Below are 24,034 nucleotides of genomic sequence, written 5' to 3'. Positions count from 1 at the left end.
GTCAGCGGCCCGGCAGGAGAACCGCCGCAGCCCCTGTCGGGTCAGACAGCCGCCGCTGAAGCGCGACAGAAACGCATCGAGAGACGGCCCTCACACCCCTTCGTACAGGGTGCCCAGCGGGTCGAAAACCAGCGCACGCGGCGCATTGCCGCGGACCGCGTGGATGGCCTTGAAGACCTGCTCGCGGTCCTTGAAACCCATGGCGCTCCGGCACACCGCGTCGCCATCGATGTTCCTGAGTTCCCAGATCCAACGGCCACCCAATTCCTGAATCACCACGAACTTCATGTCGGCCTCCTCGCAGAGTCAGAGTCGTCGAGCTCCCCAAGCATCAAAGTGCCGCCAATCCAGAGGCGCCGGCGTCGGACGGCACCCCCAAACGGCAGCATGGTCGGTCCTACGGTTTGCGCACCCCGTCCGCTTTGGTCTCAGAGTTCGGCAAAGCCGGTGCGCCCGCTGTGATCGCGCCGGCTCCAGTCGGCAATGAAATCGCGCGCCCGGGTCTCGAGCACCTCGGTGGCCGAGGCGGCATCGTGGCGCTGCCCGACCAGCATGAGCCGGCAGCGGGGCAGGCCGGCCTGCGACACGTCGGCATGGCCGGCGAGAAAACCGTCGGGTCCGGTGCCGGTGAGGTGAATGCGCACCGTCCAACCGTCGTCGTCGAAACGCCGGACCTCGGTTTCGCTGCGATCTTCTGGAGCAGGCAAGGCGCATCCTTTGGCATCAGGGGCCACCACGTGGCACGAAGCCGCGAGCTTAGCGTGTTGTTACAAGCCCCGCATGCCCGTACGGTCCTGCGCGCCCCCTGCGTGTTGGCCCACAGCGGCCTTCGACGCCCGGGACCAGAGTCAGGATCTTCATGTTTCAGGAGTTCCTTCCCATGCCCACCCTACTGCGATTGCTGACCAACGGAACGGTCCAGGACATCCAGCTCGATGCCGCGAGCGCGGTGCCGCGCCTGGGCGAGATCATCGAAACCGGTCTCGAGGAGGCGGCGCTGCAGCGCATGGAAGTGACCGAGGTGCGCTATGTGCTCGCCAACGGCACGCTGAACACGGTGATCGAGTGCCGACTGCCCACCGTGGGCCTGGCCAACCAGGGACCCGAGACCACGCGCTGAACCGGGCCGCGGGCGCGGCATCATCGGGGGATGCCAGCCTGCCCTTCCCTGCTTCCCCTGCGCGCGGCGATGCCATGAGCGTCGATCGTCGCGTCTTCCTTCAATCCGGCGCCGCCGCGCTGGTCGCGCTGCTGGCCGAATCCGCCGCCGGTGCGCCGCGCGCCGCATCGCTGCCGATGCTGGGCTTCGGCCCGGTGCCGGCCACGCTGCACGACGGCCTCACCCTGCCGGCCGAGTACGCGGCCGAGATCCTCTATCCCTGGGGTGCGCCCACCGGCCTGATCGGTGCCATGCCGGCCTTCGCGCCCGACGGCAGCAACAGCGCGGCCGACCAGGCGCTGCAGGCCGGCATGCACCACGACGGCATGCACTTCTTCCCGCTCGGCACCGACGGCCGGCGCGGGCTGCTGGTGATGAACCACGAGTACACCGACGAGCGCTGGCTGCACACCGACGGCGTCGACCGCTGGACCGCGGCGAAGGTGCGCAAGTCGCTGCATGCGATGGGCGTGTCGGTGATCGAGATCGAGCGCACGGCCCATGGCTGGCGCCAGGTGCTGCCCTCGCGCCTTGCCCGCCGCATCCACGGCGCAACGCCGATGCGCATCGCGGGGCCGGTCGCCGGCATGCCCTGGCTGCGCACCGCCGCAGACCCCGAGGGCACGCGTGTGCTGGGCACCTTCGCCAACTGCGCGATGGGCGTCACGCCCTGGGGCACCTACCTCACATGCGAGGAAAACTTCCACGGCTATTTCGGCGGCCCGAAGGCGCACGCGGCCCAGGCCACGCCGGCCCAGAAGCGCTACGGCACCGTGGCCGGCACGCAGTGGGTCGAGTACTGGCGCTTCGACGAGCGCTTCGACCTGTCGAAGCATCCCAACGAGCCGAACCGCTTCGGCTGGGTGGTCGAGATCGACCCCTTCGACCCCCGGTCCACGCCCGTCAAGCGCACCGCGCTGGGCCGCAAGCGCCAGGAGAGCGCGACCTGCCGGCTGGCCCGCGACGGCCGGGTGGCGGTCTACATGGGCGACGACGCGGCCTTCGAGTACATCTACAAGTTCGTGAGCCGCGACACGGTGCGCCCGGGCCAGGATGCGGCGGCGCGCGCGGCCAACCGCACGCTGCTCGACCACGGCACGCTCTACGTCGCGCGCTACGACGCCGACGGCCGCGGCCGCTGGCTCGAACTCACGCACGGCCGCGGTGGCATCGACGCCGCCAGCGGCTTCGCCGACCAGGCCCAGGTGCTGCTGCATGCGCGGCTCGCGGCCGACGTGGTCGGCGGCACGAAGATGGACCGGCCCGAATGGATCGCGGTGCATCCGCAGACCGGCGAGGTCTACGTCACGCTGACCAACAACATCCTGCGCGGCGAACCCGGCCAGCCCGCGGCCGACGCGGCCAACCCGCGCGAGCGCAACGTCTCGGGCGGCATCCTGCGCTGGCGCGAGGACGAGGGCGACGCCGCGAGCCTGGGCTTCGCCTGGGACCACTTCGTGCTCGCCGGCGACCCCGCGCAGCCCGGCGCGGGCGCGCGCTACCCGCAGGCCGATGCCGACGCCTTCGGCTCGCCCGACGGGCTGCATTTCGACAGCGGCGGCCTGCTCTGGGTGCAGACCGACATGGGCAGCACCCAGCGCAACGGCAGCGACACCCAGGCGCCGATGGGCAACAACCAGCTGCTGTGCGCCGACCCCGCGAGCGGCCGCATCCGCCGCTTCCTGGTCGGCCCCAACGGCTGCGAGATCACCGGCTGCGTGCTCACGCCCGACCGCCGCACGCTGTTCGTCAACGTGCAGCATCCCGCCGAACGCGTCGATGCGGCCACGGGCGCCCTGCTGCCCGCCTGGCCCGACGGCGCCACGCCCGTCAGCACCCGGCCGCGCTCGGCCACGGTGGTGGTGCGGCGGCGCGATGGTGGCATCGTCGGCAGCTGAGCTCGATCATTCGAAGAAAAAGGAGACCGCCATGCCCGTTCACATCGTCCGCCTCGGCAGCCCGCGCGGGCCCGGCGAAGGCCTGCGCATCGGCACCGTGCGGCGCCCGCCGCGCGGCGTGCCCAAGGCCGAATTCGCCCGCCAGGACTGGTACGACGTCTGGTACCCCAACCTCGCGCCCTCGGCCGAGACCATGAAGCTGGGCCAGCAGGCCGAGACGCCCGCGCAATGGGCGCTCTTCACCCGCCACTACCAGCGCGAGATGTCCGAGCCCGACGCGAGCCGCAGCCTCGACCTGCTGGCCGCGCTGTCGCAGCAGACGTCATTCGCGGTCGGCTGCTATTGCGAGGACGAGGCGCGCTGCCACCGCTCGCTGCTGCGCGGGCTGCTGGCGGCGCGCGGGGCGGAGATCGCGGGCTGAGCGCTCAGCGGTGGATCGCGCTCTGCGGCGGTTCGCTGCCGCGCGCATGGGCCCGGTACATGCCCTCGGTGTTGAAGGGCATGCTGAGCCGGCCCGTGGCATCGAGGGCGATCAGGCCGCCGCTGCCGCCCAGGCCGGTGAGGCTCTGCCGCACCACCGTCTCGGCCGCTTCGGCCAGGCCCACGCCCGCGTAGCGCATGCGCGCGCTGACGTCGTAGGCCGCGGCGAGGCGGATGAAGGCCTCGCCGGTGCCGGTGCAGGAGACCGCCGCGCCGCGGTCGTCGGCATAGGTGCCGGCGCCGATCAGCGGCGAATCGCCGATGCGGCCCACGCGCTTGTTGGTCATGCCGCCGGTGGAGGTGGCGGCCGCCAGGTGGCCGTGCACATCGAGCGCCACCGCGCCGACCGTGCCCAGCTTGCAGTCTTCGTTCAGCGGCGCGCCGTCATGGTCGAGCACCACGCGCTGGGCCGAGCGGGCGCGCTCCAGCTGTTCGCGCCGGAAGGCGGTCGAGAAGTAGGACGGGTCGACCGCTTCCGCGCCCCGCGCCAGCGCGAAGGCCTCGGCACCGGCGCCGGCCATCAGCACGTGCTGGCCGTCGTCGCGCACCGCACGGGCCGCGCGCACCGGGTTGCGCAAGCGGCTCACGCCCGCCACCGCACCGGCCGACAGGTCGGCGCCGTCCATCACGGCCGCATCGAGTTCGTGCGTGGCGTCGGCGGTGAACACCGCGCCGTGGCCCGCGTTGAACAGCGGGCAGTCTTCGAGCAGGGCCACGGCGAGGCAGACCGCGTCGAGCGCGCTCGCGCCCTCGTGCAGCAGCGTCTGCGCGGCGCGCACGATGCCCTGCAGCGCGTCGTGGTAGCCGGCCGCGGCCGCCGCATCGAGAGCGGAGGCCTGCACGGTGCCGGCGCCGCCGTGGATGGCGATCACGGGTGTCGAGGACATGTTCATCGTTTTTTTCAAGGCGCGGTGGCCAGCTCCAGCTCGGTGAGCCAGATCATCGCCTGGCCGCGCGAATCGCCGCACATCTCGCGCGACGGCTGCAGGCCGCCGCAGCAGGCGGGCCGCTCGGGCTGGCCGAAGATCGCGCAGCGCTGGTCGGCCATCAGCTGCACGCAGCGCACGCCGGCGGGTTTGCCGTTCGGCATGCCGGGGATCGCGCTGCTGATCGAGGGGGCGGTGCAGCAGGCACCGCAGTCGGCCCTGCACTCCAGCGCGCTCAACCGGCTTCTTCCTGCAGGGCCTTGGCGTTGGCCACCTCGGTCTCGCGCGGCAGCGTGACCGCGTTCTTCACCGCGAGGATCTCGGCCATCACGCTCACCGCGATCTCGGGCGGCGTCTTGCTGCCGATGTAGATGCCGATCGGGCCGCGCAGGCGCGCCAGCGAGGCCGCGGTCTGGCCGAAGTGTTCGACCATGCGCTCGCGCCGCGCTTCGGCGTTGCGCCGCGAGCCGATGGCGCCCACGTAGAAGGCCTCGCTCGCCAGCGCTTCCAGCAGCGCCAGGTCGTCGAGCTTGGGATCGTGGGTGAGCGCCACCACGCAGCTGCGGCGGTCGGGCCGGAAGGCCAGCACCGCGTCGTCGGGCATCTCGGTGGTGATCGCCACGCCGGGCACCGACCAGGCGCTGCGGTATTCGACGCGCGGGTCGCACAGCGTGACCGCGAAGCCGCTGAACTTGGCCATGGTCGACAGGTACTCGGCCAGCTGGCCCGCGCCGATCAGCAGCATGCGGTACTCGGGGCCGAAGGTGTTGGTGAGGGCCTGCTCGTCCACCTGCAGGGCGTCGGGCGCGGCCGATTCGGCCAGCCGCACGCTGCCGTCGGCCAGCGCCACGGTGCGCTGCATCAGCTGGCCGCGTTCGAGCGCGGCCACCAGCGTGTCGAGCGAGGCGGCGTCGGGGTCGTACTCGAGCAGCAGCTCCAGCGTGCCGCCGCAGGGCAGGCCGAAGCGGTGCGCCTCGTCGGCCGTGATGCCGTACTTGACCAGCGCGGGCGCACCGGCGGGCGGCATCGGCTCTGCCGCGCCGTGCAGCCGGCTGTAGCGCGCGATCAGGTCGTCCTCGATGCAGCCGCCCGAGACCGAGCCGACCACCGCGCCGTCCTCGGCCAGCGCCATGATCGAGCCCACCGGCCGTGGCGACGAGCCCCAGGTGCGCACCACGGTCGTGAGCAGCGCGCGCCGGCCGGCGCGGCGCCAGTCGCGCAGCGTGCGCAGCACCATGACGTCGAGGTTTTCCATGGCGGTGTCAGCTCGCGTCGGCGTCCTTCTTGCCGCCCAGCCCGATCTTCTGCATGAAGCCGGCCACCGCGCCCTTCTTCTCCCCGGCCGCCTCTTCCTCGGCCGGCGCCGGGCAGTAGCGGCGTTGCATCTCGGCGTCGAAGCGCTTGAAGAAGTCGTCGGCGGTGGACTTGGCGGCGCCGTCGATCAGCCGCTGGCCGAGTTGGGCGATCTTGCCGCCCACCTGGGCCTGCACGGTGTAGTCGAGCTCGCAGGCGCCGGCGTCGTCGGCCACCGGCTTGAGCGTGACGCTCGAGGCGCCCTTGGCGAAACCGGCCACGCCGCCCTGCCCTTCGAAGCTGAGCTTGTAGCCGTCGGGCGGCGCGATGTCGGTCAGCGTGACCTTGCCGGAGAACTTGGCCGACACCGGGCCGACCTTGACCGCGGCCGTGACGCTGTACTGGTCGTCGCCGGTGAGCTCGAACTTGTCGCAGCCGGGGATGCACTTCTTCAGCGTCTCCGGGTCGTTGAGCGCTTCCCACGCCTGTTGCTGCGTGACGCCGAGACGGCGGTTGCCGAGCATTTCCATGGTGTTCTTCCTTCTGTCGTGGGGCGATGCGCCGCTACCGGCCGGCGCGCATCAGCGTCGCCAGGCTCGTGGCCAGCTGGCCGAGCGCGTTGAGATTGTGGACCGCCAGCATCGCGTCTGCATGGCGGTGCAGGATGGCCGCACCGCGCGCAAGGGGGGCGTAGCCCTCGAAGCGCAGCAGGGGGTTGAGCCACAGCACGCGCCGGGCGTGCCGCTTGAGCCACAGCAGCTCGTTCTCCAGCACGGCCGGCTCGCCGGTGTCGAGCCCGTCGCTGATCACCAGCACCAGGGTGCGGCGCCCGGTGAGCCGCCGCGCATGCCCGCGACGCAGTTCGTGCAGCGAATCGCCCAGGCGCGTGCCGCCCGCGAAATCGTCGATGGCGGCGCTGGCGGCGGCCAGCATCGCGTCGGCATCGGCAATGGCGAAGGCCGGCGTCAGGTCGGTCAGGCGGGTGCCGAAGGCGAACACGTCGCGCCGGCCCGCGCGGCGCGTGGCCGCGTGCAGGAAGGCCAGCAGCAGCCGCGCATAGCGCTCCATCGAGCCCGACACGTCGATCAGCACCAGCAGCGGCAGGGGCTGCGCGCGGCGCGCCAGCCGGGGCAGGCGCAGCATCTCGCCGCCGGTGCGCGCCGCCTCGTGCAGCACGCCGGGCCAGTGCATGCGCGCATGCGTGCCGCCGCCGGCCACCACGCGCAGGCGGCGCGAGGGCAAGGTGGGCACGGGCAGGGCGATGTCGCGCGCCAGCCGTTCGACCAGCCGGTACTCGGCCGCGCCCAGCGCGTTGAAATCGGCATGCTGCAGGCGCTGCAGGTCGCTGGCCGTCATGGCCGCGTCGAAGTCCACCTCGCGTTCGCTCTGCGCGGGCCGGTCGGCCTCGCGCGGCGCGGCCAGGGCCTCGCGCACCCGGGGGCGGCGCTTCGACGGCTCCATCTTGCCCTCGGCGCTGGGCAGCATCTGGGCCAGCATCTTGTTCGCCAGCTCGGGGTCGCGGAACCAGGCGTCGAACAGTTCACGGAACACGCCGCGGTCCTGCTCGCGACTGACCATCACGGCCTCCATCGCGGCGCAGAGGTCGTCACGCGCATCGACGCCGACCAGCACCGCCGCCTCGGTGGCGAGCGCGATGCGCGACGCGTCGGTGGGCACGCCGGCCCGGCGCAGCGCGCGGCCGAAGCCGGCGATGTTGCCGGCCATCTTGCCGCGACGCGCGTCGCCTAGCTGCTCCATCGCACGCTCCTGAACTTGGCCGGACGCAGAGGACGCAAAGGTTTCGCAGAAGACGCGGAAGAACCGCCAGAATTTTGGGGCCTCCCTTCTGCGTTCTCTGCGGAATCCTTGCGCCTTCTGCGACCGGTCTTCATGTCCCCGCCTCCTCGGGCCTCAGCAGTTCGGCCGCCAGCGCCTGCGTCACCGCGGCCACGTCGTCGCGCTGCTTGAACAGGATGCCCGCGGTGTCGACCACCACTTCAGGGTCGAGCACCAGCGCATCGAGCGCGACCAGCGCGCGCGCCCACTCCACGCTCTCGGCGATGCCGGGGGCGCGCTGGAAGGCGTTGGCGAAGGGCGCGCTGCGCACCCGCCCGATGAAGTCGGCCACCTGGCGCGACAGCGCCTCGCCGGCCTCGGGCACCTGGGCGCGCACGATCGCGAGCTCGCGTTCGCGCTCGGGATAGTCGAGCCAGTGGTAGAGGCAGCGACGCTTGACCGCGTCGTTGAGTTCGCGCGTGCGGTTGCTGGTGAGGATGGTCACTGGCGGCACCACGGCCGCCACGGTACCCAGCTCGGGAATGCTCACCTGGTACTCGCCCAGGTATTCGAGCAGGAAGGCCTCGAAGGGCTCGTCGGCGCGGTCGACCTCGTCGATCAGCAGCACCGCGCCGGGGGCCGGTGTCTGCAGCGCCTGCAACAGGGGGCGGCGGATCAGGTAGCGCGGCTGGTAGACCTCGGATTCGATGTCGCTCGACGCGCCGTGGGCCTCGGCCGCGCGCATGTGCAGCAGCTGCGCCGCATAGTTCCATTCGTAGAGCGCCTCGCGCTGCTCCAGGCCGTCGTAGCACTGCAGACGCAGCAGCTCTCGCTGCAGCGCGATCGACAGCGCCTTGGCCAGCTCGGTCTTGCCCACGCCCGGCTCGCCTTCCAGCAGCAGCGGGCGCTGCAGCTTGAGCGCGAGGAACACGGCCGTGGCGAGCCGGCGGTCGGCGAAATAGCCCGCGCCCTGGAGCGCGAGGGCGACGGCATCGATGCTGGAGAAGGTCATGACGAAGGGTAGCGGATGCGGAATCGGACTTCCGGACGCAGAGGGCGCAAAGGACTCGCAGAAAGCGCAGAAGCAAAACCAAGAAATGTCTTTTTTGCGTCTTCTGCGAAACCTCTGCGCCCTCTGCGTCCGGCAGTCCGTCTTCGAGTCCTCAGCCCAGCGCCTTCGCCACCGCCCGCTGTGTCAGCACCGTGATCAGGTTCGCCCGGTACGCCGCCGAGGCATGCAGGTCGCTGTTGAGGTCGCTCGCGTCGATCTTCACCGCCGCCACCGCCTCGGGCGTGAAGCTCTTGTTGAGCGCATCCTCCAGCCCAGTATGGCGGAACACGCCGTTGCCCGCGCCGGTGATGGCCACGCGCACGCCCGCGTCGTACTGCGCGAGGAACACGCCGACCAGCGGGAAATGCGAGGCCTTCTGGCGCAGCTTCTCGTAGTGCGCGCGCTTGGGGACCGGGAAGCGGATCGCGGTGATCAGCTCGCCCTCGGCCAGCGCGGTGGTGAACAGGCCCTGGAAGAAGTCGTCGGCCGCGATCTCGCGCTGGTCGGTCACGATGGTCGCGCCCGAGGCCAGCACGGCACTGGGGTAGCAGGCAGCCGGGTCGTTGTTGGCGACCGAGCCGCCGATCGTGCCCATGGCGCGCACCTGGCGGTCGCCGATGCGCGAGGCCAGGTCGGCCAGCGCCGGGTACGCGGCCTGGATCTCGGCATGGTTCGCCACGTCGAGGTGGCGTGCCATGGCGCCGATCACGAAGGCGTCGCCTTCTTTGCGGATGGTCGCGAGTTCGGCGATGCCGCCGAGGTCCACCAGCTGTTCGGGCGCCGAAAGGCGCAGCTTCATCGAGGCCAGCAGGGTCTGGCCGCCGGCCAGCGGCTTGCCGCCGGCGGCTGCGAGCTTGGCGGCATCGGCCACGCTGGCCGGACGTTCGAGGGTGAAGGGGTACATGGAGGTCGCTCCTGGTTCAGACGGGCGGACGGCCCTGGGTGCTCGCGGCGAGCGACGGGGTCTGCGGCTGCTGGGTCGGCGTGGTGGCGCCCTTCTGCATCGCCTCCCACACGCGGTGCGGCGACGCGGGCATGTCGAAGTCCTTGACGCCCAGCGGCGCCAGCGCATCGAGCACCGCGTTGATCACGGCCGGTGGCGAGCCGATGGCGCCGGCCTCGCCGCAGCCCTTGGAGCCGATCGGGTTGTGGGTGCAGGGGGTGCTCAGCGTGTCGAGCTTGAAGTTGGGGAAGTCCTGGGCGCGCGGCATCGCGTAGTCCATGAAGCTGCCGGTGAGCAGCTGCCCGGTCTCGTTGTCGTAGACGCAGTTCTCCATCAGCGCCTGGCCGATGCCCTGCACGATGCCGCCATGCACCTGGCCCTCGACGATCATCGGGTTGATGATGGTGCCGAAGTCGTCGACCGCGGTGAAGCGGTCGATGGTGACCTCGCCCGTGCCCTTGTCGATCTCGACCTCGCAGATGTAGGTGCCGGCCGGGTAGGTGAAGTTGGTCGGGTCGTAGAAGGCCGTTTCGTTGAGGCCGGGCTCGAGCTTGTCGAGCGGGTAGTTGTGCGGCACGTAGGCCGTGAGCGCCACCTGGCCGAAGGGGATCTTCTTGTCGGTGCCCTTGACCGTGAACTCGCCGTTGGCGAACTCGATGTCGGCGTCGCTGGCCTCCATCAGGTGCGCCGCGATCTTCTTGGCCTTGGTCTCGATCTTGTCCAGCGCCTTCATGATCGCCGTGCCGCCCACCGACAGCGAACGCGAGCCGTAGGTGCCCATGCCGAAGGGCACGCGGCCGGTGTCGCCGTGCACGATGTCGACGTTCTCCACCGGGATGCCCAGGCGCGCCGCCACCAGCTGCGCGAAGGTGGTCTCGTGGCCCTGGCCGTGGCTGTGCGAGCCGGTGAACACGGTCACGCTGCCGGTCGGATGCACCCGCACCTCGCCGGCTTCGAACAGGCCGGCGCGCGCGCCGAGCGCACCCGCCACGTTCGACGGCGCCAGGCCGCAGGCCTCGATGTAGCTGGAATAGCCGATGCCGCGCAGCTTGCCGTTCTTTTCGCTCTCGGCCCGGCGCGCGGCCAGGCCCGACACCTCGGCCAGTTCGTTCGCGCGGTTCAGCAAGGCCGGGAAATCGCCCGTGTCGTACTGCAGCGCGACCGGCGTCTGGTAGGGGAAGCTGCCGATGAAGTTGCGGCGCCGGATCTCGTCCTGCGCCAGGTTCATCTCCCAGGCGCAGCGCGACACCAGCCGCTCGAGCAGGTAGGTGGCCTCGGGCCGGCCCGCGCCGCGGTAGGCGTCGACCGGCGCGGTGTTGGTGAACCAGGCGTCGACCTCGACGTGGATCTGCGGCGTGGCGTACTGGCCGGCCAGCAGCGTGGCGTAGAGGATGGTCGGGATGGCGGTCGAGAAGGTCGACAGGTAGGCGCCCAGGTTGGCGTCGGTGTGCACGCGCAGGGCGAGGAACTTGCCATCCTTGTCCATCGCCATCTCGGCATGGCTCACATGGTCGCGGCCGTGGGCGTCGGACAGGAAGCACTCCGAGCGCTCGCCGGTCCACTTGATGCTGCGGTTGAGCTGCTTGGCGGCCCAGGTCAGGCACACGTCCTCGGCGTAGAGGTAGATCTTGGAGCCGAAGCCGCCGCCCACGTCGGGCGCGATCACCCGCACCTTGTGCTCGGGCAGGCCCAGTACGAAGGCGGTCATGAGCAGGCGCTCGACGTGCGGGTTCTGGTTCGACACGTAGAGCACGTACTCCTCGGTCGCGCGGCTGTAGTTGCCGATGGCCACGCGCGGCTCGATCGGGTTGGGGATCAGCCGGTTGTTGACCAGGTCGAGCTTCGTCACGTGCGCCGCATTGGCGAAGGCCGCATCGACGCCGGCCTTGTCGCCCAGCGTCCACTTGTAGCACTGGTTGTCGGGCGCCTCGTCGTGGATGGTCACGCCGCTCTGTTTCCTGGCGGCGTCGGCCACGCTCACCAGCGCGGTGTGCACGTCGTAGTCGACCACCACGGCCTCGGCCGCGTTCTTGGCCTGCTCGACCGTCTCGGCCACCACCATCGCGACGTGGTCGCCCACGTAGCGCACCTTCTTGATCGCCAGGATCGGGTGCAGCGGCTCCTTCATCGGCGTGCCGTCGGGGTTGTTGATCAGCCAGCCGCAGGGCAGCCCGCCCATCTTGCCCTCGATGTCCTTGCCGCTGAAGATGCCGATCACGCCGGGCATCTTGAGCGCCTCGGCGGTGTCGACCGAGCGGATGGTGGCGTGCGCGTGCGGCGAACGCACGAAGATCGCATGGCTCTGCGCGGCCATGGTCACGTCGTCGGTGTAGTTGCCGGCGCCGGTCAGGAAGCGGTAGTCCTCCTTGCGACGGACCGCCTCGCCGATGTGCGGCAGGTTGGCGAAATCGGATGCACCCATGGCCGGCTCCTCAGGCCGTGACGGGCTTGGCAGCCGCCGCGGTCATGTTCTTGCCGCCCAATTGCACGGCCTTGACGATGTTCTGGTAGCCGGTACAGCGGCACAGGTTGCCGTCGAGCAGCGCGCGGACCTCGGTCTCGCTCGCGTTCGGGTGGTAGGTGCACAGGTCGATGGCGCTCATCACCATGCCCGGGGTGCAGAAGCCGCACTGCAGCCCGTGGCACTCCTTGAAGGCCGCCTGCATCGGGTGCATGGTGCCGTCGGCCTCGGCCACGCCCTCGATGGTGGTGATCTCGGCGCCGGCCACCTGGGCCACCAGCACGTTGCAGGACTTGATCGCGCGGCCGTTCACGTGCACGGTGCAGGCGCCGCACTGGGCGGTGTCGCAGCCCACATGGGTGCCGGTCAGGTGCAGGTGCTCGCGGATCGCGTGCACGAGGAAGGTGTTGGGCGGGGCGTCGACCGTGGCCGCACGGCCGTTGACGGTGAAAGATACCTGCATGTGGCTGTCTCCGTGGAAGGAATGGCTGGTTCGGCGAATGGCATCTTGGGCGCCGGAGGTGGCCACCATCCTAGGCAAAACCCTTGCCGCTTGCAGGTCGACCGCGAAATTCTCAAAATGGAACAGCGGGCCCCGGTCCGTCCCCCCACGCCGCCGTTCCGCCTCACCCCAAGATGCTCACCACCCCCGCCCATTCCCCCCGCGACGGCAACCGCCTCCAGGCCATTGCCCAGGCGCGGCGGCAGTGCATCCATGGCGAGGACGTGGCCCTGGCCACGCCGGTCGAACCCTGGCTGCTGCGCTCGTGGCGGCGCTGCCTGGCGGCCGGCCATCGGCCGCAGCAGCGGCTGAGCTTCGAGCCGGTATCGCGCACCGCCGAGCGCGACGCCGGCGAGCGCCACCAGGCGCTGCTGGGCGCGGCGCGCCCGGTGCTCGAGCGGCTGTCGCGCGCCATCGCGGACACCCGCTACTTCGCGCTGCTGACCGATGCCGACGGCCTGGTGATCGAAGTCGGCGCGCTGCCCGGCGGCAGCGACGACGCCGCGCGCCGCGCGCGCGACATCGCCCGCGTGGGCGTCGACCTGTCGGAGCGCGCCATCGGCACCTCGGCCATCGGCGCCGCGCTGGCCGAGCAGGCGCCGGTGTGGCTGCACCGCGCCGAACACTTCTTCGACGACACCGGCATCTACAGCTGCGCGGGCGCGCCGCTGTTCGGACCGCAGGGCGAGTGCATCGGCATGCTCGACCTGACCGGCGTGCACGCGGCCGAACGGCCCGAGCTGCGGCACCTGGCGGCCGGTTCGGCGCGCAGCATCGAGAACGCACTGGTGCGCGCCCAGCCGCACGCGCTGCTGCTGCGCCTGAACTGGCCCGGCTGCGCCAGCGGCGACGAGTCCGAAGGGCTGCTGGCGCTCGACACCGATGCGCGCGTGCTGGCGGCCAACGCCGCGGCGCGGCAGATGCTGAACGCGCCGCTGCGCGCGGGCGCGGCACCGAGTGCCGACACGCTGTTCGCGCTGCCACCGGGGTTGCTGTGGGACGCCGCCCGGCACGGCCGCACGCTCGAGATCCCGCTGTGGTCCGGCCTGCGCCTGCAGGCCTGGCCCGAACTGCCGACGCGCGGCGCGGCGCCCGCTCCCGCCCGCCCGCGGCTGCGCGACGTGGAAACGGCGCTGATCCGCAAGGCGGTCGAGGACGCCCGCGGCAACGTGGCCGAGGCCGCACGCGCGCTGGGCATCAGCCGGGCGACGGTCTACCGCAAGCTGGCGGCGCGCGGGCGCTGAGCCGCGCGTTTCAGGCGTTCAAACCCTTCATGCCCTCGTCGGTGTAGCGCCCGCCGGCCGCCACGCCGATCGGCAGCGCCGCGCCGATGCGGGCCAGTTCCTCGGCCGACAGCGCCACCTTCAGCGCACCCAGGTTGTCGTCGAGATAGCGGATGCGCTTGGTGCCCGGGATCGGGATCACGTCCTCGCCCTGCGCCAGCAGCCAGGCCAGCGCCAGCTGGGCCGGCGTGCAGGCCTTCTCGGCCGCCAGCGCCTTGACCGTTTCGACGATGCGCAGGTTGCCCTGCAGGTTCTCCTCGGCGAAGCGCGGGTTGGAGCGCCGGAAGTCCTTGGCGTCGAGCGAATCGCTGGTGACCTGGCCCGTGAGGAAGCCGCGGCCCAGCGGGCTGTAGGCGCAGAAGGCGGCGCCCACCTCGCGGCAGGCCTGCAGCACGCCCTGCTCGGGGTCGCGCGTCCACAGCGAGTATTCGCTCTGCACCGCGGCGATCGGGTGCAGCGCCGCCGCGCGCCGCAGCGTGTCGGGCGAGACCTCCGACAGCCCGATGGCGCGCACCTTGCCGGCCTTGACCAGCTCGGCCAGCGCGCCGATCGAGTCCTCCAGCGGCGTCTCGAGGTTGAGCCGGTGGATGTAGTAGAGGTCGATGGTCTCCACGCCCAGCCGGCGCAGCGAGGCCTCGCAGGCCGAGCGGATGTAGGCCGGCGAGTTGTCGACGCGGCGCTCGTAGCTGCCGGGCTTGCGCACCAGGCCGAACTTGGTGGCGAGCGTGACGCGCTCGCGCTTGCCCCGGAGGAAGCGGCCCAGCAGTTCCTCGTTGGCGCCGAAGCCGTAGGCGTCGGCGGTGTCGAACAGGGTCACGCCCGCGTCGAGCGCGTGCTCGAGCGTGGCCAGCGATTGGGCGTCGTCGGTCTCGCCGTAGAACTCGGACATGCCCATGCAGCCGAGGCCGAGCGCCCCGACCTGGAGGCCGCTCTGGCCGATGGAACGTTGCTTCATGCTGCTTTTTCCTTTTGCGATGAAAGAGGGCTGCGCTCGATGGCGCGGTAGTGCGTGATCTTGTCGGCCAGGATGCCGGCCGCGCGCTGCATCTCGGCGATGGACGCCTGCACTTCGGCCAGATGCGTCGCGAGCATCTGGCGCCGTTGCGCGGCCGTGGCATCGCCCTGGCTGCGCAAGAGGGCGAATTCCTGCATCCGGGCGACCGGCATGCGGGTCTCGCGCAGGCGCAGCAGGAACGCGATCCAGTCGAGGTCCGCGGCCGCATAGCGGCGCTGGCCGCCGGCGGCACGCGTCACCGGGGCGATGAGCCCGATGCGTTCGTAGTAGCGCAGCGTGTGTGCCGTGAGGCCGGTGCGGCGCGAGACCTCGTCGATGCTCAGGGGGGAGTCCATGGCGTGCATTCTCGAAGTTCGAGCGCACTCCAAGTCAAGAACAATCTCGCTTCCTCTATTGCAGCCCGAAGGTGAAGACCGCGCCGCGACCCTCGCGCGGCTCGAGCCGGATGTCGCTGCCGTGCAGTTGCAGGATGCGCCAGACGATCATCAGGCCCAGCCCGCCCTCGCGTTGCCGGCCCGCGGCAAAGGCCGGCCGCGTGAAGATCACGGGCTTCAGTTCCTGCGGCAGGCCCGGGCCGGTGTCGCTGACCTCGACGCGGATGCCGGTGCCCTCGCCCGACAAACGCACCCGGACTTCGCCGCCTTCGGGCGTGTGGCGGATCGCGTTGTCCAGCAGGTTGGTGAGCACGCGCTCGATCATGCCCAGGTCGGCATGGACGGCGGGCAGGCCCTGCGCGATGTCGGCCACCAGGTGCTGGCGCCGCGCCTCGGCCGCGAGCTCGAACTTCTGGAACACGTCCTGCACCAGGTCGGCCAGCGCGAAGCGCTCCTTCTCGGGCTTGACCACGCCGTATTCCAGCCGCGCCAGCTCGAACAGCTCCTGCGCCAGCCGGCCGACCTTGCGGCTCTGGCCCAGCGCGATCTCCAGGTAGCGGCGGCGCTCGGCGGGCGCCAGCGTGTCGGCCTTCATCTGCAGCGTCTCGAGGTAGCCGTGCAGCGAGGTCAGCGGCGTGCGCAGGTCGTGCGAGATGTTGGCGAAGAGCTCGCGCCGCTGCTGGTCCTGCGCCGTGAGTTCGCGCCATTGCTCGGCGATGCGCTGCGCCATCTTCTGGAAGGCCTGGCCCAGCATGCCGATCTCGCCGCCCGTGCGCGCCACGCGGTCGAGCGCGGGCGTGGCCTGCTCCAGCGCGGCCACGCCCTCGCGCTCGAAGCGCTCCACCGCGCCGGTCAGTTCGCGCAGCGGCCGCGTGATGAGCCGGAAGGCAAACAGCCCCGCCACCAGGCCCAGCAGCGCGACCAGCGCCATCGACCACAGCGTGGTGCGCATCACGCTGCCGGCCGCGACGTTGGCGGCCACGGCCTCGCGGTCTTCGCCCGACAGCACCACGTAGACATAGCCCGCGTCGCGCCCGTCGGCCTGCAGCGGCGCGGCGCTGAACACCTTGCGCCCGCCCTGGCCGCGCGGATCGTCGCCGAACACCGGCAGCGCCGCGCCGCCCAGCAGGCGGCGGATGGGTCCCAGGTCGACCCGGTCGCGCTTGAGGTGGCCCGGCGGCGCGGCCTGCGCGACGATGCGGCCGTCGGCGGCCAGCAGGTAGACCTCGACGCTGGGGTTGACCGCCATCAGCTGGTCGAACAACGCATGCACGGCCGTGTCGTCGAGGCCGTTGGCGCGCATCAGCGCGGCATTGCCCGCGATGTGGGCCGCCAGGCCCATCGACAGGCGCTGCGTCACCTCCTGCTCGTGCCGCCCGCCGGCCGACCACTGCAGCCAGGCCGAAGCGCCGCAGCAGGCCAGCAGCAGCACCGCGAACACGGCCGACAAGCGGCGCGAGAGGCTGGCCGAGGCGAAGGCCGACTTCATGCCGCGGCCTCCGGCGCGTCGGTGGGCGCCAGCTTGTAGCCACGCCCCCAGACCGTGAGGATGCGGCGCGGCTCGGTCGGGTCGGCCTCGATCTTCATGCGCAGCCGGTTGATGTGCGTGTTGACCGTGTGCTCGTAGCCGTCGTGCTGGTAGCCCCAGACCTGGTTGAGCAGGTCGAGCCGCGAGAACACCCGGCCCGGATGGCGCGCGAAGAAGTACAGCAGGTCGAACTCGCGCGGCGTGAGCTCGATCGGCTTGCGGTCGACCCACACCTCGCGCGCCACCGGGTCGATGTCCAGGTTGCCGAGCGCGAGCCGGCCCGATTCCATGCGCGCGTTGCGTGCCATCGCCTCGGTGCGCCGCAGCAGCGCACGCACCCGCGCCACCAGCTCCAGCACCGAGAAGGGCTTGGCCAGGTAGTCGTCGGCACCCAGCTCCAGCCCGAGGATGCGGTGCACCTCGCTCGAGCGCGCGCTGGTGATGATGATCGGCGTGTAGCGCGTCATGGCGCGGGCGCGGCGGCAGATCTCGAGGCCGTCGATGCCCGGCAGCATCAGGTCGAGGATCAGCGCGTCCCAGCTGCCGCGCTCGAGTTCGCGCGCCCCGGCATCGCCGTCGGCCGCATGCGTCACGGCGTAGCCCTCGTCGTGCAGGTGCATGCGCAGCAGCTCGGCGATGTGGGCGTCGTCCTCGACGATCAGCACGCGTTTGGCGGTTTCCATGTGTACGCATTCTGCGGCGGGACGGCCGCGGGAGTTATCACGAATTATTGAACTCTTCGTGAGGATTCGGCCAGCAGGTGCGCCCAACAATCCGCCCCATGCAAGACCCATCCCTCACCCCCGATCGCCGCCCGATCCACCCGGTGTGGATGCGCATCACCCACTGGCTCAATGCGCTGGCCGTGCTGGTGCTGGTGACCAGCGGCTGGCGCATCTACAACGCCGCGCCCTTCTTCCCCTTCGAGATCCCCAAGGGCCTCACGCTGGGCGGCTGGCTGGGCGGCGCGCTGCAATGGCACTTCGCGGCGATGTGGCTGCTGGCGGCCAACGGATTGATCTACCTGGTGCTCAACATCGCCAGCGGCCGCCTGTTGCGCAAGTTCTTCCCGCTGTCGGTCCGGGGCATCTGGCACGACGCGCTCGCGGCCCTGCACGGCCGGCTCTCGCATGCCGACCCGCGCCACTACAACAGCGTGCAGCGCGCGGCCTACCTGTTCGTGATGCTCGACATCGTGCTGCTGGTGCTGTCGGGCCTGGTGCTCTGGAAGTCGGTGCAGTTCGCGGTCCTGCGGGACCTGCTGGGCGGCTACGACTTCGCGCGCCGCATCCACTTCTTCGCAATGGCCGCGCTGGTCGGCTTCGTCGCGGTGCACCTGGTGATGGTGGCGCTGGTGCCCCGCACCCTGCTCACCATGCTCAGCGGCCGCGCCGGCCTGCCCAAAGGAAAGACGTCATGAAGATCCTTCGCCGCCTGCCGCTGATCGGCGTCGACAGCGAGGCCGCGCTGGCCGAAGCCCGCCAGCTGATCCAGCGCAAGGTCGAACACCCCGCGCGCCGCGCCTTCCTCACGCGCTCGCTGACGCTGGGCGGCCTGTCGCTGCTCACCGGCTGCAGCATCAGCGACAACGCCGGCGTCGAGGCCGCGCTCAACACCATCTCGCGCTTCAACGACAAGGTGCAGGGGCTGATCTTCGATCCCGCGCAGCTCGCGCCCACGTATCCCGAATCGATGATCACGCGGCCCTTCCCCTTCAACGCCTTCTACGGCGAGAGCGAGGTGCGCGAGGTCGACGAGGAGAGCTACCGGCTCGAAGTGACCGGCCTGGTGGCCGACAGGCGCCAATGGACGCTGGCCGAACTGCGCGCCATGCCGCAGCAGGACCAGGTCACGCGCCACATCTGCGTGGAAGGCTGGAGCGCCATCGGCAAATGGGGCGGCGTGCGCTTCGCCGACTTCCTGCGGCGCGTGGGCGCCGACACCAGCGCGAAGTTCATCGGCTTCAAGTGCGCCGACGACTACTACACCAGCATCGACATGCCGACCGCGCTGCATCCGCAGACCCTGCTCACGCTGACCTACGACGGCGAGCCGCTGCCGCCGAAGTACGGCTTCCCGATGAAGCTGCGCATGCCGACCAAGCTGGGCTACAAGAACCCGAAGCACATCAAGGCCATCTTCGTCACCAACACCAACCCTGGCGGCTACTGGGAAGACCAGGGCTACAACTGGTTCGGCGGGAGCTGAGCGACCCGAGGCTCAGCACCGCTGCAACGCGCGGCCGGCGCCCTGTCGAACCCGGCCATTTTTCTCTCTCGACAAACGCTCTCATCACATCAAGGAAACCCAAATGAACAAGCTCAGCACCACCCTCCTCGCCGCCTTCATCGCCGTCGGCTCGGTCTCGGCCTTCGCTGCCGACGAGATGGCCAAGGACGGCATGGCCAAGGATTCGATGTCGAAGGACAGCATGTCCAAGGACGGCATGAAGAAGGACGCGATGAAGAAGGATTCGATGGCCAAGGACGGCATGTCCAAGGACGCGATGGCTAAGGACGGCATGGCCAAGGACGGCATGAAGAAGGACGCCATGGGCAAGGACGCCATGGGCAAGGATGCGATGTCGAAGGACGCGATGTCCAAGGACGGCATGAAGAAGTAAGGCCGCCGAAGCGCCGCGACACACCCGCGGCGGTTCAGCGCCTTGTCAGAGGAACATGAAGGCGGCCGCGGCCACCGCCGTGGGCCCCAGCGCCCCGAGCAGCAGCCCGCCCGCGCCGACCGTCTCGTCCGCAAAGCCCCGCTTGAGCAGGGCGATGCCGGCGGGATTGGGCGCGTTGGCGATCACCGTCAGGCCACCGCCCGCGACCGCGCCGGCCACCAGCATGTACTTCGACTCGTCCGAGATGCCGACGATCAGCGAACCGAGGTAGGTCAGAGCGGCGTTGTCGGTGATGGCGGTCAGGCCCAGCGCGCCGAGGAACAGCGCGATCGGCGTCAGGCCCGAGACGATGGGCTGCAGCCACCACTGCTGCATGCCGCCCAGCACCACCAGGCCGGCCAGGAAGAAGCCCACCAGCAGCGCCTCCTTGATGATCAGCGGGCTCTGGTGCCGCTCATAGGCTTGGGTGAAGCCGAGGAACATCAGGAACAGCCCGAGGAACACCACCGGGTGATGCGCGAACAGCACCACGCCCGCGAGCAGCCCCACGTGCACGGCCACCACCGTCGGCGGCACGCGCGCTTCGGCCGCTGCGCCGTCCAGGGCCGCGGGCGCGGGGCGCAGATGGTGGCGCAGCACGAAGGCCGCGACGCTGGCGTTCACCAGCACCGCCAGCGCGGCCTTCCAGCCGAAGGTGGCGAACATGAAGGCGCTGTCCCATTGCCAGGTGGTCGCGACCATCAGCACCGGCGGTGCCGCATAGGAGGTGAGCGTGCCGCCGATCGAGACGTTCACGAACAGCACACCCAGGGCCAGGTACTTGACGCGCTCGGGCACCTCCGGCCGGAAGATCTGCGGCGCCAGCATGAGCGCGGCGATGGTCATCGCGGCCGGCTCGGTGATCAGCGAGCCGAACAGCGGCACCGCGGCCAGGCCCAGCCAGGCGGTGGCCAGCGGCGTGGACACCGGCAGCACCCGCGCCAGCGTGTCGACGCTCGCCATCACCGTGCGCAGCACCGGCCGCGACGCGGCGATCACCATCACCACGAAGACGAACAGGGGCTCGGTGTAGTTGCGCGATTCCGCATAGTCCAGCGCCTGCGTGCCGCCGCTGACGAAGGCCATCGCCAGCACCAGCACGATGGCCCAGAAGCCGAAGACGACCTCGACCTCGCCCAGCAGGTGGAACAGGCCGGCATGGGCGGGATGGCGATGGGAGAGCCGCTCGAACTGCTTGGCGGCGAAGGTGTGGAGCAGGGCGACAGCGAAGATGGCTGCCGCGATCCATTGGATCGGGGTGTCGGTCATGTTTTTCGATCGTGACGAAACTGCGAGGCGGCCCGACCTTCGCAATGACCTGACATGCCCTGATTGGCATGCCACCCTGCCTGTATTTTACCCCACATGCCGTCATGGGCAATGAACAGCATTCCTCGCGATCTTGCGCCGCGCGCAGGCTCAGCGGGTGGCGGGCGTGGGCACCAGGTCGAAGTGGTCGGCCTGGTACTGGAACAGCAGGCAGTTGGTGCCCGGCTCGCAGCCGCTGAAGTGCGGCAGCTTGCCCGGGATGTAGTAGTAGGAGCCCGCCGGGTACTGCACCTTCTTGCCGTCCTCGAAGATCGCGTAGAACACGCCGCTCAGCACCACCGTGGGCAGGGCCTGGGTGTGGAAGTGGTGCGGGTTGACATAACCGGCCGGGAATTCCACGAAGGCCTCGTAGGGGCCCTGGCCCAGGATCTCGCCGCGCACATTGGCGGCGCGGATGCCGCCGGTGCCGGGGACGTCGCGCCATTGGAGGTCCTGGGCGGGCAGCGAGACCAGGGCTTCGGACGGGGCCGGGCCCCCTCCTCCGCCACCGCCGCAGCCGGCCAATGCCGCCAGTGCAACGAGGCCCACCGCGCCGAGGCGGTACTTGAACGTGTTCTTCATGATTCTTCCTTGGGGTGTGACAGCAAACAAAAAGAGGACGCCGCGACGCCACCGGGTGCGAGACGGGCTCGCCCCGAAGGGATGCGGTCTGGAATTCGAGGGGGATCCGCGCGCGTGTGGCCGGATCGGATCGCTAGGCGACGGCGGGGTCGGGGCGCTGGCGGATGCCGGGGTGCTTCTTCATGCGCGGTTGCCTTTCATGGCCGATGCAGTGTGACGGCCCGAATGGTAGGAGCGCACGCCGCGGCGCGCCAGCCGTGCCGCCGCACAAGATTTGTGCGCACACTGCGCACCGGCCCGCCTCAGGCCGGCAGCGCCACCACCACCGCCGCCTCGTCGAGCACGGCCGCCACGCGTTGCCGCGTGCGCAGCGCGACGTCGCGCGGCGCGAAGCCCACCAGCTGCAGGCCGGCGCCGATCGCCACCGCGATCTCGTCGCCGCCCGCGCCGCGCAGCACGCCCGTCACGGCACCGTCGAGCCGGTTGCCGCGCGCGGTGGCCGGCGCGGCATCGGCGCGCACCACGCGCACCGCGGTGGCCTTGCACAGCGCGAGCACCGGCAGGCCTTCGTGCAGGCCCAGCAGCTCGGCGCTTTCCTGGGTGATGCGCGCGGCGATGCGGCCGCCTTCGGCCGCATCGCCGAGCCGCATCAGGGCGCGCACCGTGCGGCCGGTCGGCTGCAAGGCCTCGATCACGGCCGGCAGCTGGTTGCGCATGCTGGTGCGCACCGCCAGCCGCGCGATCGTGGTGTCGGCCCGCGGCGCGGCCTCGGCCCCGCCGGCGGCCCAGCGCGCGTGCACGGCGCGGCGCGCGGTGTCGAGCGCCTCGGCCAGCTCGAGCAGGTGGCCGCCGTGCGCCGTGAGCAGCGCGCCGCCGCCGCCCGCGCCGCCCACCGCCCGCTCGACCAGCGGCACGCCCGCGAGATTGGTCAGGGTGTCGATGGCCTGCCAGGCGGCCTTGTAGCTCACGCCCGCGTCGCGCGCGGCCTGGGAGATGCTGCCGCTGCGGGCGATGCCGCGCAGCAGGTCGATGCGCTTGTCGCTCGGGCCGTGCCCGAGCGCGTCGATGAGTCGGGGGCTTGCCATGCGGGGCATTGTGCAATGCGCACACGGCGGCGCCGCTTGCGTTATCCTTTTTTGGAATAGCGCGGCGCACCGCCCCTCGGCCAGCCGCGGCCCGTACTGAAAGGACCCCTACCGTGAGTGCCGACGCCCTTGCCTCCGAAGCGGCCGCCCCGCGTCATTCCCTCGCGCGGCTGGGCCGCCACCTGCATGCCTCGGTGCTGCGCACCTGCCTGCCGGTCGAGGCGCTGCGCGAGCTGCTGCCGCACGGGGCCGTCGCCCAGCGCGAGCTCGACGACGCGGTGCTCGCGGCCGCGGTGGCCAGCGCGGCCGCGGCCGGTGCCGAGGCCGAGGCGCTCAACGCGGCGCTCGACCGGCGCCATGCACCGGCGCTGGCGCAGTTCGCGCGCGCCCGCGGCAGCGCCGACCTGCTGCGCGAATGGAGCGCCGCGGCCGGCTCGCCGGCCATGCCGGGCGCCTACTGGGCGCTGCTCACGCACCCGCTGGCCGACCGCGCGCTGCGCCACCTGGCCTTCGGCGACGTGGAGATGCTGGGCCACAAGGCGCCGGCCAACGCCTCGCTGCCGATGCTGCTGGCGCGGCGCTCGGTGTCGCCGCGCCGGCTGACCGGGCCGGCGCCCACGCCCGAGGCGCTCGACCTGATGCTGCAGGCGGCCCTCGCGGCCCCCGACCATGGCCGCCTGCACCCCTGGCGCGTGATCGAGTTTCGCGCCGAGGCGCGCGAGGCGCTGGCCGACATCTTCGAGCGCGAGAAGCGCGGCCGCGACCCCATGGCGGCCGCGAGCGACCTGCGCCGCGCACGCGAACACGCCACCCGTCCGCCCTGCCTGCTGGCCTTCGTGGTGTCGCTGCGCCAGCGCAAGCGCGTGCCGCTGCGCGAGCAATGGCTGGCCTCCGGGGCCGCGCTGGGCAACCTGCTCAACGCCGCGCATGCGCAGGGCTACGGCGCGATCATGCTCAGCGGCGACCGCTGCTTCGACGCCGAGGTCTGCGCCGACCTGGGCCTGGGGCCGCACGAATTCCTCGCGGGCTTCGTCAGCATCGGCACCATCGCCGAACCCGCGCCGGCGGTCGACCGGCCGCTGTCGCAGACGGTCTGGTCCTGCTGGTCTTCGCCGGCACAGGGCGCGCGCAGCGGGTCGCGGCCCGCGGCCTGGACCTTCACGGCCAGCGACAAGGCCATCGGATGAACGACGCTGTCGTCTGCCGGCCGGTCGCGCGCGTGCACAGCCGCTTCACCGAGGTCACGGGCATGCCGATCCAGTCGGCCGGCGTGCCGCAGGAACTGGCACGGGTCGAGGTCTTCGCCGAGTTCGCGGCCGGGCTGCGCGACATCGAGGGCTTCGAGTACCTGCTCCTGTTCACGCACTTCCATCGCTGCGCCAGCGAGAAGCTGGAAGTCACGCCCTTCCTCGACGACCGCACGCACGGCGTGTTCGCCACACGCGCGCCGGCCCGGCCGAACCGGCTGGGGCTGTCGATCGTGCAGCTGCTGAAGGTCGAGGGCCGCATCCTGCACATCGCGGGCAACGACATGCTCGACGGCACGCCCGTCCTCGATATCAAGCCCTACGTGCCGCGCTTCGACGTGCGCGCCACCGAGCGCATCGGCTGGTTCGCCGACCGCCTGGACGCACTGCCCACCATCCGCGCCGACGACCGCATGGCCTGATGCGGCTTTCCCCAGGGTCCGCGTGTGCCTGCGTTGTTA

At 71.0% G+C, this 24,034-nt stretch carries 27 protein-coding genes; 9 read left to right on the top strand and 18 right to left on the bottom strand.

All coding sequences use genetic code 11. The features are described 5' to 3' along the window. Nucleotides 1-90 precede the first annotated feature (90 nt). Nucleotides 91-288 carry a DUF1508 domain-containing protein gene (locus tag QTI20_RS01070; protein ID WP_286550731.1) on the bottom strand — a complete coding sequence of 66 codons (198 nt, stop codon included), beginning with the start codon at nucleotides 286-288 and terminating at the stop codon, nucleotides 91-93. A gap of 140 nt (nucleotides 289-428) precedes the next feature. Continuing rightward, the gene (locus tag QTI20_RS01065) at nucleotides 429-707 is read right to left on the bottom strand and encodes a hypothetical protein (RefSeq protein WP_286550732.1); all 279 of its coding nucleotides are present in this window, start codon (nucleotides 705-707) and stop codon (nucleotides 429-431) included. A 173-nt stretch (nucleotides 708-880) separates the two neighbouring features. Here QTI20_RS01065 and QTI20_RS01060 point away from each other — a divergent pair, with 173 nt between their 5' ends. The 3 genes from QTI20_RS01060 (at nucleotide 881) to QTI20_RS01050 (ending at nucleotide 3,478) form a co-directional block, all read left to right on the top strand. Next, nucleotides 881-1,120 (top strand): hypothetical protein, encoded by a 240-nt coding sequence (locus tag QTI20_RS01060; protein ID WP_286550733.1) that lies wholly within the window; start codon nucleotides 881-883, stop codon nucleotides 1,118-1,120. Nucleotides 1,121-1,194: 74 nt separating this feature from the next. After that, nucleotides 1,195-3,057 carry a PhoX family protein gene (locus QTI20_RS01055; RefSeq protein ID WP_286550734.1) on the top strand — a complete coding sequence of 621 codons (1,863 nt, stop codon included), beginning with the start codon at nucleotides 1,195-1,197 and terminating at the stop codon, nucleotides 3,055-3,057. A 31-nt stretch (nucleotides 3,058-3,088) separates the two neighbouring features. Further along, nucleotides 3,089-3,478: a DUF488 domain-containing protein gene (locus QTI20_RS01050; protein WP_286550735.1), complete on the top strand. Its 390-nt coding sequence runs from the start codon at nucleotides 3,089-3,091 to the stop codon at nucleotides 3,476-3,478. Between the two features lie 4 nt (nucleotides 3,479-3,482). Here the strand turns inward: QTI20_RS01050 and QTI20_RS01045 are convergent, their stop codons facing one another. The 9 genes from QTI20_RS01045 to QTI20_RS01005 all read right to left on the bottom strand — a co-directional run bounded on the left by QTI20_RS01045 (nucleotide 3,483) and on the right by QTI20_RS01005 (nucleotide 12,450). Beyond that, the gene (locus QTI20_RS01045) at nucleotides 3,483-4,430 is read right to left on the bottom strand and encodes an isoaspartyl peptidase/L-asparaginase family protein (protein ID WP_503011376.1); all 948 of its coding nucleotides are present in this window, start codon (nucleotides 4,428-4,430) and stop codon (nucleotides 3,483-3,485) included. Nucleotides 4,431-4,438: 8 nt separating this feature from the next. Next, entirely contained in the window at nucleotides 4,439-4,702 is a 264-nt protein-coding gene (locus QTI20_RS01040; RefSeq protein ID WP_183026063.1) for a YkgJ family cysteine cluster protein, read from the bottom strand. Next, entirely contained in the window at nucleotides 4,699-5,718 is a 1,020-nt protein-coding gene (locus QTI20_RS01035; RefSeq protein WP_286550737.1) for an XdhC family protein, read from the bottom strand. The genes QTI20_RS01040 and QTI20_RS01035 overlap by 4 nt, the downstream gene beginning before the upstream one ends. Before the next feature lie 7 nt (nucleotides 5,719-5,725). Continuing rightward, complete coding sequence (locus tag QTI20_RS01030) at nucleotides 5,726-6,286, bottom strand: SRPBCC family protein (protein WP_286550738.1); 561 nt, start codon at nucleotides 6,284-6,286, stop codon at nucleotides 5,726-5,728. A 34-nt stretch (nucleotides 6,287-6,320) separates the two neighbouring features. Continuing rightward, nucleotides 6,321-7,514 (bottom strand): vWA domain-containing protein, encoded by a 1,194-nt coding sequence (locus QTI20_RS01025; protein WP_286550739.1) that lies wholly within the window; start codon nucleotides 7,512-7,514, stop codon nucleotides 6,321-6,323. 130 nt (nucleotides 7,515-7,644) lie between these two features. Then, nucleotides 7,645-8,544: an AAA family ATPase gene (locus QTI20_RS01020; RefSeq protein ID WP_286550740.1), complete on the bottom strand. Its 900-nt coding sequence runs from the start codon at nucleotides 8,542-8,544 to the stop codon at nucleotides 7,645-7,647. Nucleotides 8,545-8,695: 151 nt separating this feature from the next. After that, nucleotides 8,696-9,487, bottom strand: a complete 792-nt coding sequence (locus QTI20_RS01015; protein ID WP_286550741.1) for an FAD binding domain-containing protein — start codon at nucleotides 9,485-9,487, stop codon at nucleotides 8,696-8,698. A gap of 16 nt (nucleotides 9,488-9,503) precedes the next feature. Beyond that, entirely contained in the window at nucleotides 9,504-11,948 is a 2,445-nt protein-coding gene (locus QTI20_RS01010; RefSeq protein ID WP_286550742.1) for a xanthine dehydrogenase family protein molybdopterin-binding subunit, read from the bottom strand. Nucleotides 11,949-11,958: 10 nt separating this feature from the next. Beyond that, nucleotides 11,959-12,450, bottom strand: a complete 492-nt coding sequence (locus QTI20_RS01005; protein ID WP_183026056.1) for a (2Fe-2S)-binding protein — start codon at nucleotides 12,448-12,450, stop codon at nucleotides 11,959-11,961. A 173-nt stretch (nucleotides 12,451-12,623) separates the two neighbouring features. Here QTI20_RS01005 and QTI20_RS01000 point away from each other — a divergent pair, with 173 nt between their 5' ends. Beyond that, the gene (locus QTI20_RS01000; RefSeq protein ID WP_286550743.1) at nucleotides 12,624-13,733 is read left to right on the top strand and encodes a helix-turn-helix domain-containing protein; all 1,110 of its coding nucleotides are present in this window, start codon (nucleotides 12,624-12,626) and stop codon (nucleotides 13,731-13,733) included. Between the two features lie 10 nt (nucleotides 13,734-13,743). Here the strand turns inward: QTI20_RS01000 and QTI20_RS00995 are convergent, their stop codons facing one another. Genes QTI20_RS00995 through QTI20_RS00980 form a run of 4 tightly spaced genes read right to left on the bottom strand, consistent with a single transcriptional unit; the run spans nucleotide 13,744 to nucleotide 17,372 of the window. Beyond that, nucleotides 13,744-14,727: an aldo/keto reductase gene (locus QTI20_RS00995; protein WP_286550744.1), complete on the bottom strand. Its 984-nt coding sequence runs from the start codon at nucleotides 14,725-14,727 to the stop codon at nucleotides 13,744-13,746. Continuing rightward, nucleotides 14,724-15,122: a MerR family transcriptional regulator gene (locus tag QTI20_RS00990; protein ID WP_286550745.1), complete on the bottom strand. Its 399-nt coding sequence runs from the start codon at nucleotides 15,120-15,122 to the stop codon at nucleotides 14,724-14,726. Before QTI20_RS00990 ends, QTI20_RS00995 begins: the two co-directional genes overlap by 4 nt. A 55-nt stretch (nucleotides 15,123-15,177) precedes the next feature. Then, nucleotides 15,178-16,650 carry a sensor histidine kinase gene (locus tag QTI20_RS00985; protein ID WP_286550746.1) on the bottom strand — a complete coding sequence of 491 codons (1,473 nt, stop codon included), beginning with the start codon at nucleotides 16,648-16,650 and terminating at the stop codon, nucleotides 15,178-15,180. Continuing rightward, on the bottom strand, nucleotides 16,647-17,372 hold the full coding sequence (locus tag QTI20_RS00980; RefSeq protein ID WP_286550747.1) for a response regulator transcription factor: 726 nt from the start codon (nucleotides 17,370-17,372) through the stop codon (nucleotides 16,647-16,649). Before QTI20_RS00980 ends, QTI20_RS00985 begins: the two co-directional genes overlap by 4 nt. A gap of 98 nt (nucleotides 17,373-17,470) precedes the next feature. Between QTI20_RS00980 and QTI20_RS00975 the strand changes: the two genes are divergently transcribed. From QTI20_RS00975 to QTI20_RS00965, 3 genes are all read left to right on the top strand, one after another. Continuing rightward, on the top strand, nucleotides 17,471-18,109 hold the full coding sequence (locus tag QTI20_RS00975; RefSeq protein WP_286550748.1) for a cytochrome b/b6 domain-containing protein: 639 nt from the start codon (nucleotides 17,471-17,473) through the stop codon (nucleotides 18,107-18,109). After that, nucleotides 18,106-18,897: a molybdopterin-binding protein gene (locus QTI20_RS00970; protein WP_286550749.1), complete on the top strand. Its 792-nt coding sequence runs from the start codon at nucleotides 18,106-18,108 to the stop codon at nucleotides 18,895-18,897. The genes QTI20_RS00975 and QTI20_RS00970 overlap by 4 nt, the downstream gene beginning before the upstream one ends. Nucleotides 18,898-19,000: 103 nt before the next feature. After that, the gene (locus QTI20_RS00965; RefSeq protein WP_286550750.1) at nucleotides 19,001-19,312 is read left to right on the top strand and encodes a pentapeptide MXKDX repeat protein; all 312 of its coding nucleotides are present in this window, start codon (nucleotides 19,001-19,003) and stop codon (nucleotides 19,310-19,312) included. A gap of 45 nt (nucleotides 19,313-19,357) precedes the next feature. Here the strand turns inward: QTI20_RS00965 and QTI20_RS00960 are convergent, their stop codons facing one another. The 3 genes from QTI20_RS00960 to QTI20_RS00950 form a co-directional block, all read right to left on the bottom strand. Then, a complete protein-coding gene (locus QTI20_RS00960) occupies nucleotides 19,358-20,620 on the bottom strand; it encodes a putative Na+/H+ antiporter (protein ID WP_286550751.1) in 1,263 nt (420 codons plus the stop codon). A 150-nt stretch (nucleotides 20,621-20,770) separates the two neighbouring features. Continuing rightward, nucleotides 20,771-21,241 (bottom strand): cupin domain-containing protein, encoded by a 471-nt coding sequence (locus tag QTI20_RS00955; protein ID WP_286550752.1) that lies wholly within the window; start codon nucleotides 21,239-21,241, stop codon nucleotides 20,771-20,773. 302 nt (nucleotides 21,242-21,543) lie between these two features. Further along, entirely contained in the window at nucleotides 21,544-22,326 is a 783-nt protein-coding gene (locus QTI20_RS00950; RefSeq protein WP_353507271.1) for a TOBE domain-containing protein, read from the bottom strand. Between the two features lie 113 nt (nucleotides 22,327-22,439). Here QTI20_RS00950 and QTI20_RS00945 point away from each other — a divergent pair, with 113 nt between their 5' ends. Both QTI20_RS00945 and tsaA read left to right on the top strand, forming a co-directional pair. Continuing rightward, nucleotides 22,440-23,513, top strand: a complete 1,074-nt coding sequence (locus QTI20_RS00945) for a nitroreductase family protein (protein ID WP_286550754.1) — start codon at nucleotides 22,440-22,442, stop codon at nucleotides 23,511-23,513. Next, nucleotides 23,510-23,995: a tRNA (N6-threonylcarbamoyladenosine(37)-N6)-methyltransferase TrmO gene (gene tsaA / locus QTI20_RS00940; protein WP_286550755.1), complete on the top strand. Its 486-nt coding sequence runs from the start codon at nucleotides 23,510-23,512 to the stop codon at nucleotides 23,993-23,995. The genes QTI20_RS00945 and tsaA overlap by 4 nt, the downstream gene beginning before the upstream one ends. Nucleotides 23,996-24,034: the final 39 nt, after the last annotated feature.

This window comes from Variovorax sp. J2P1-31, assembly GCF_030317215.1.
Classification (GTDB): Bacteria; Pseudomonadota; Gammaproteobacteria; order Burkholderiales; family Burkholderiaceae_C; genus Variovorax.
This window is presented reverse-complemented; position numbering and strand designations above follow the sequence as displayed.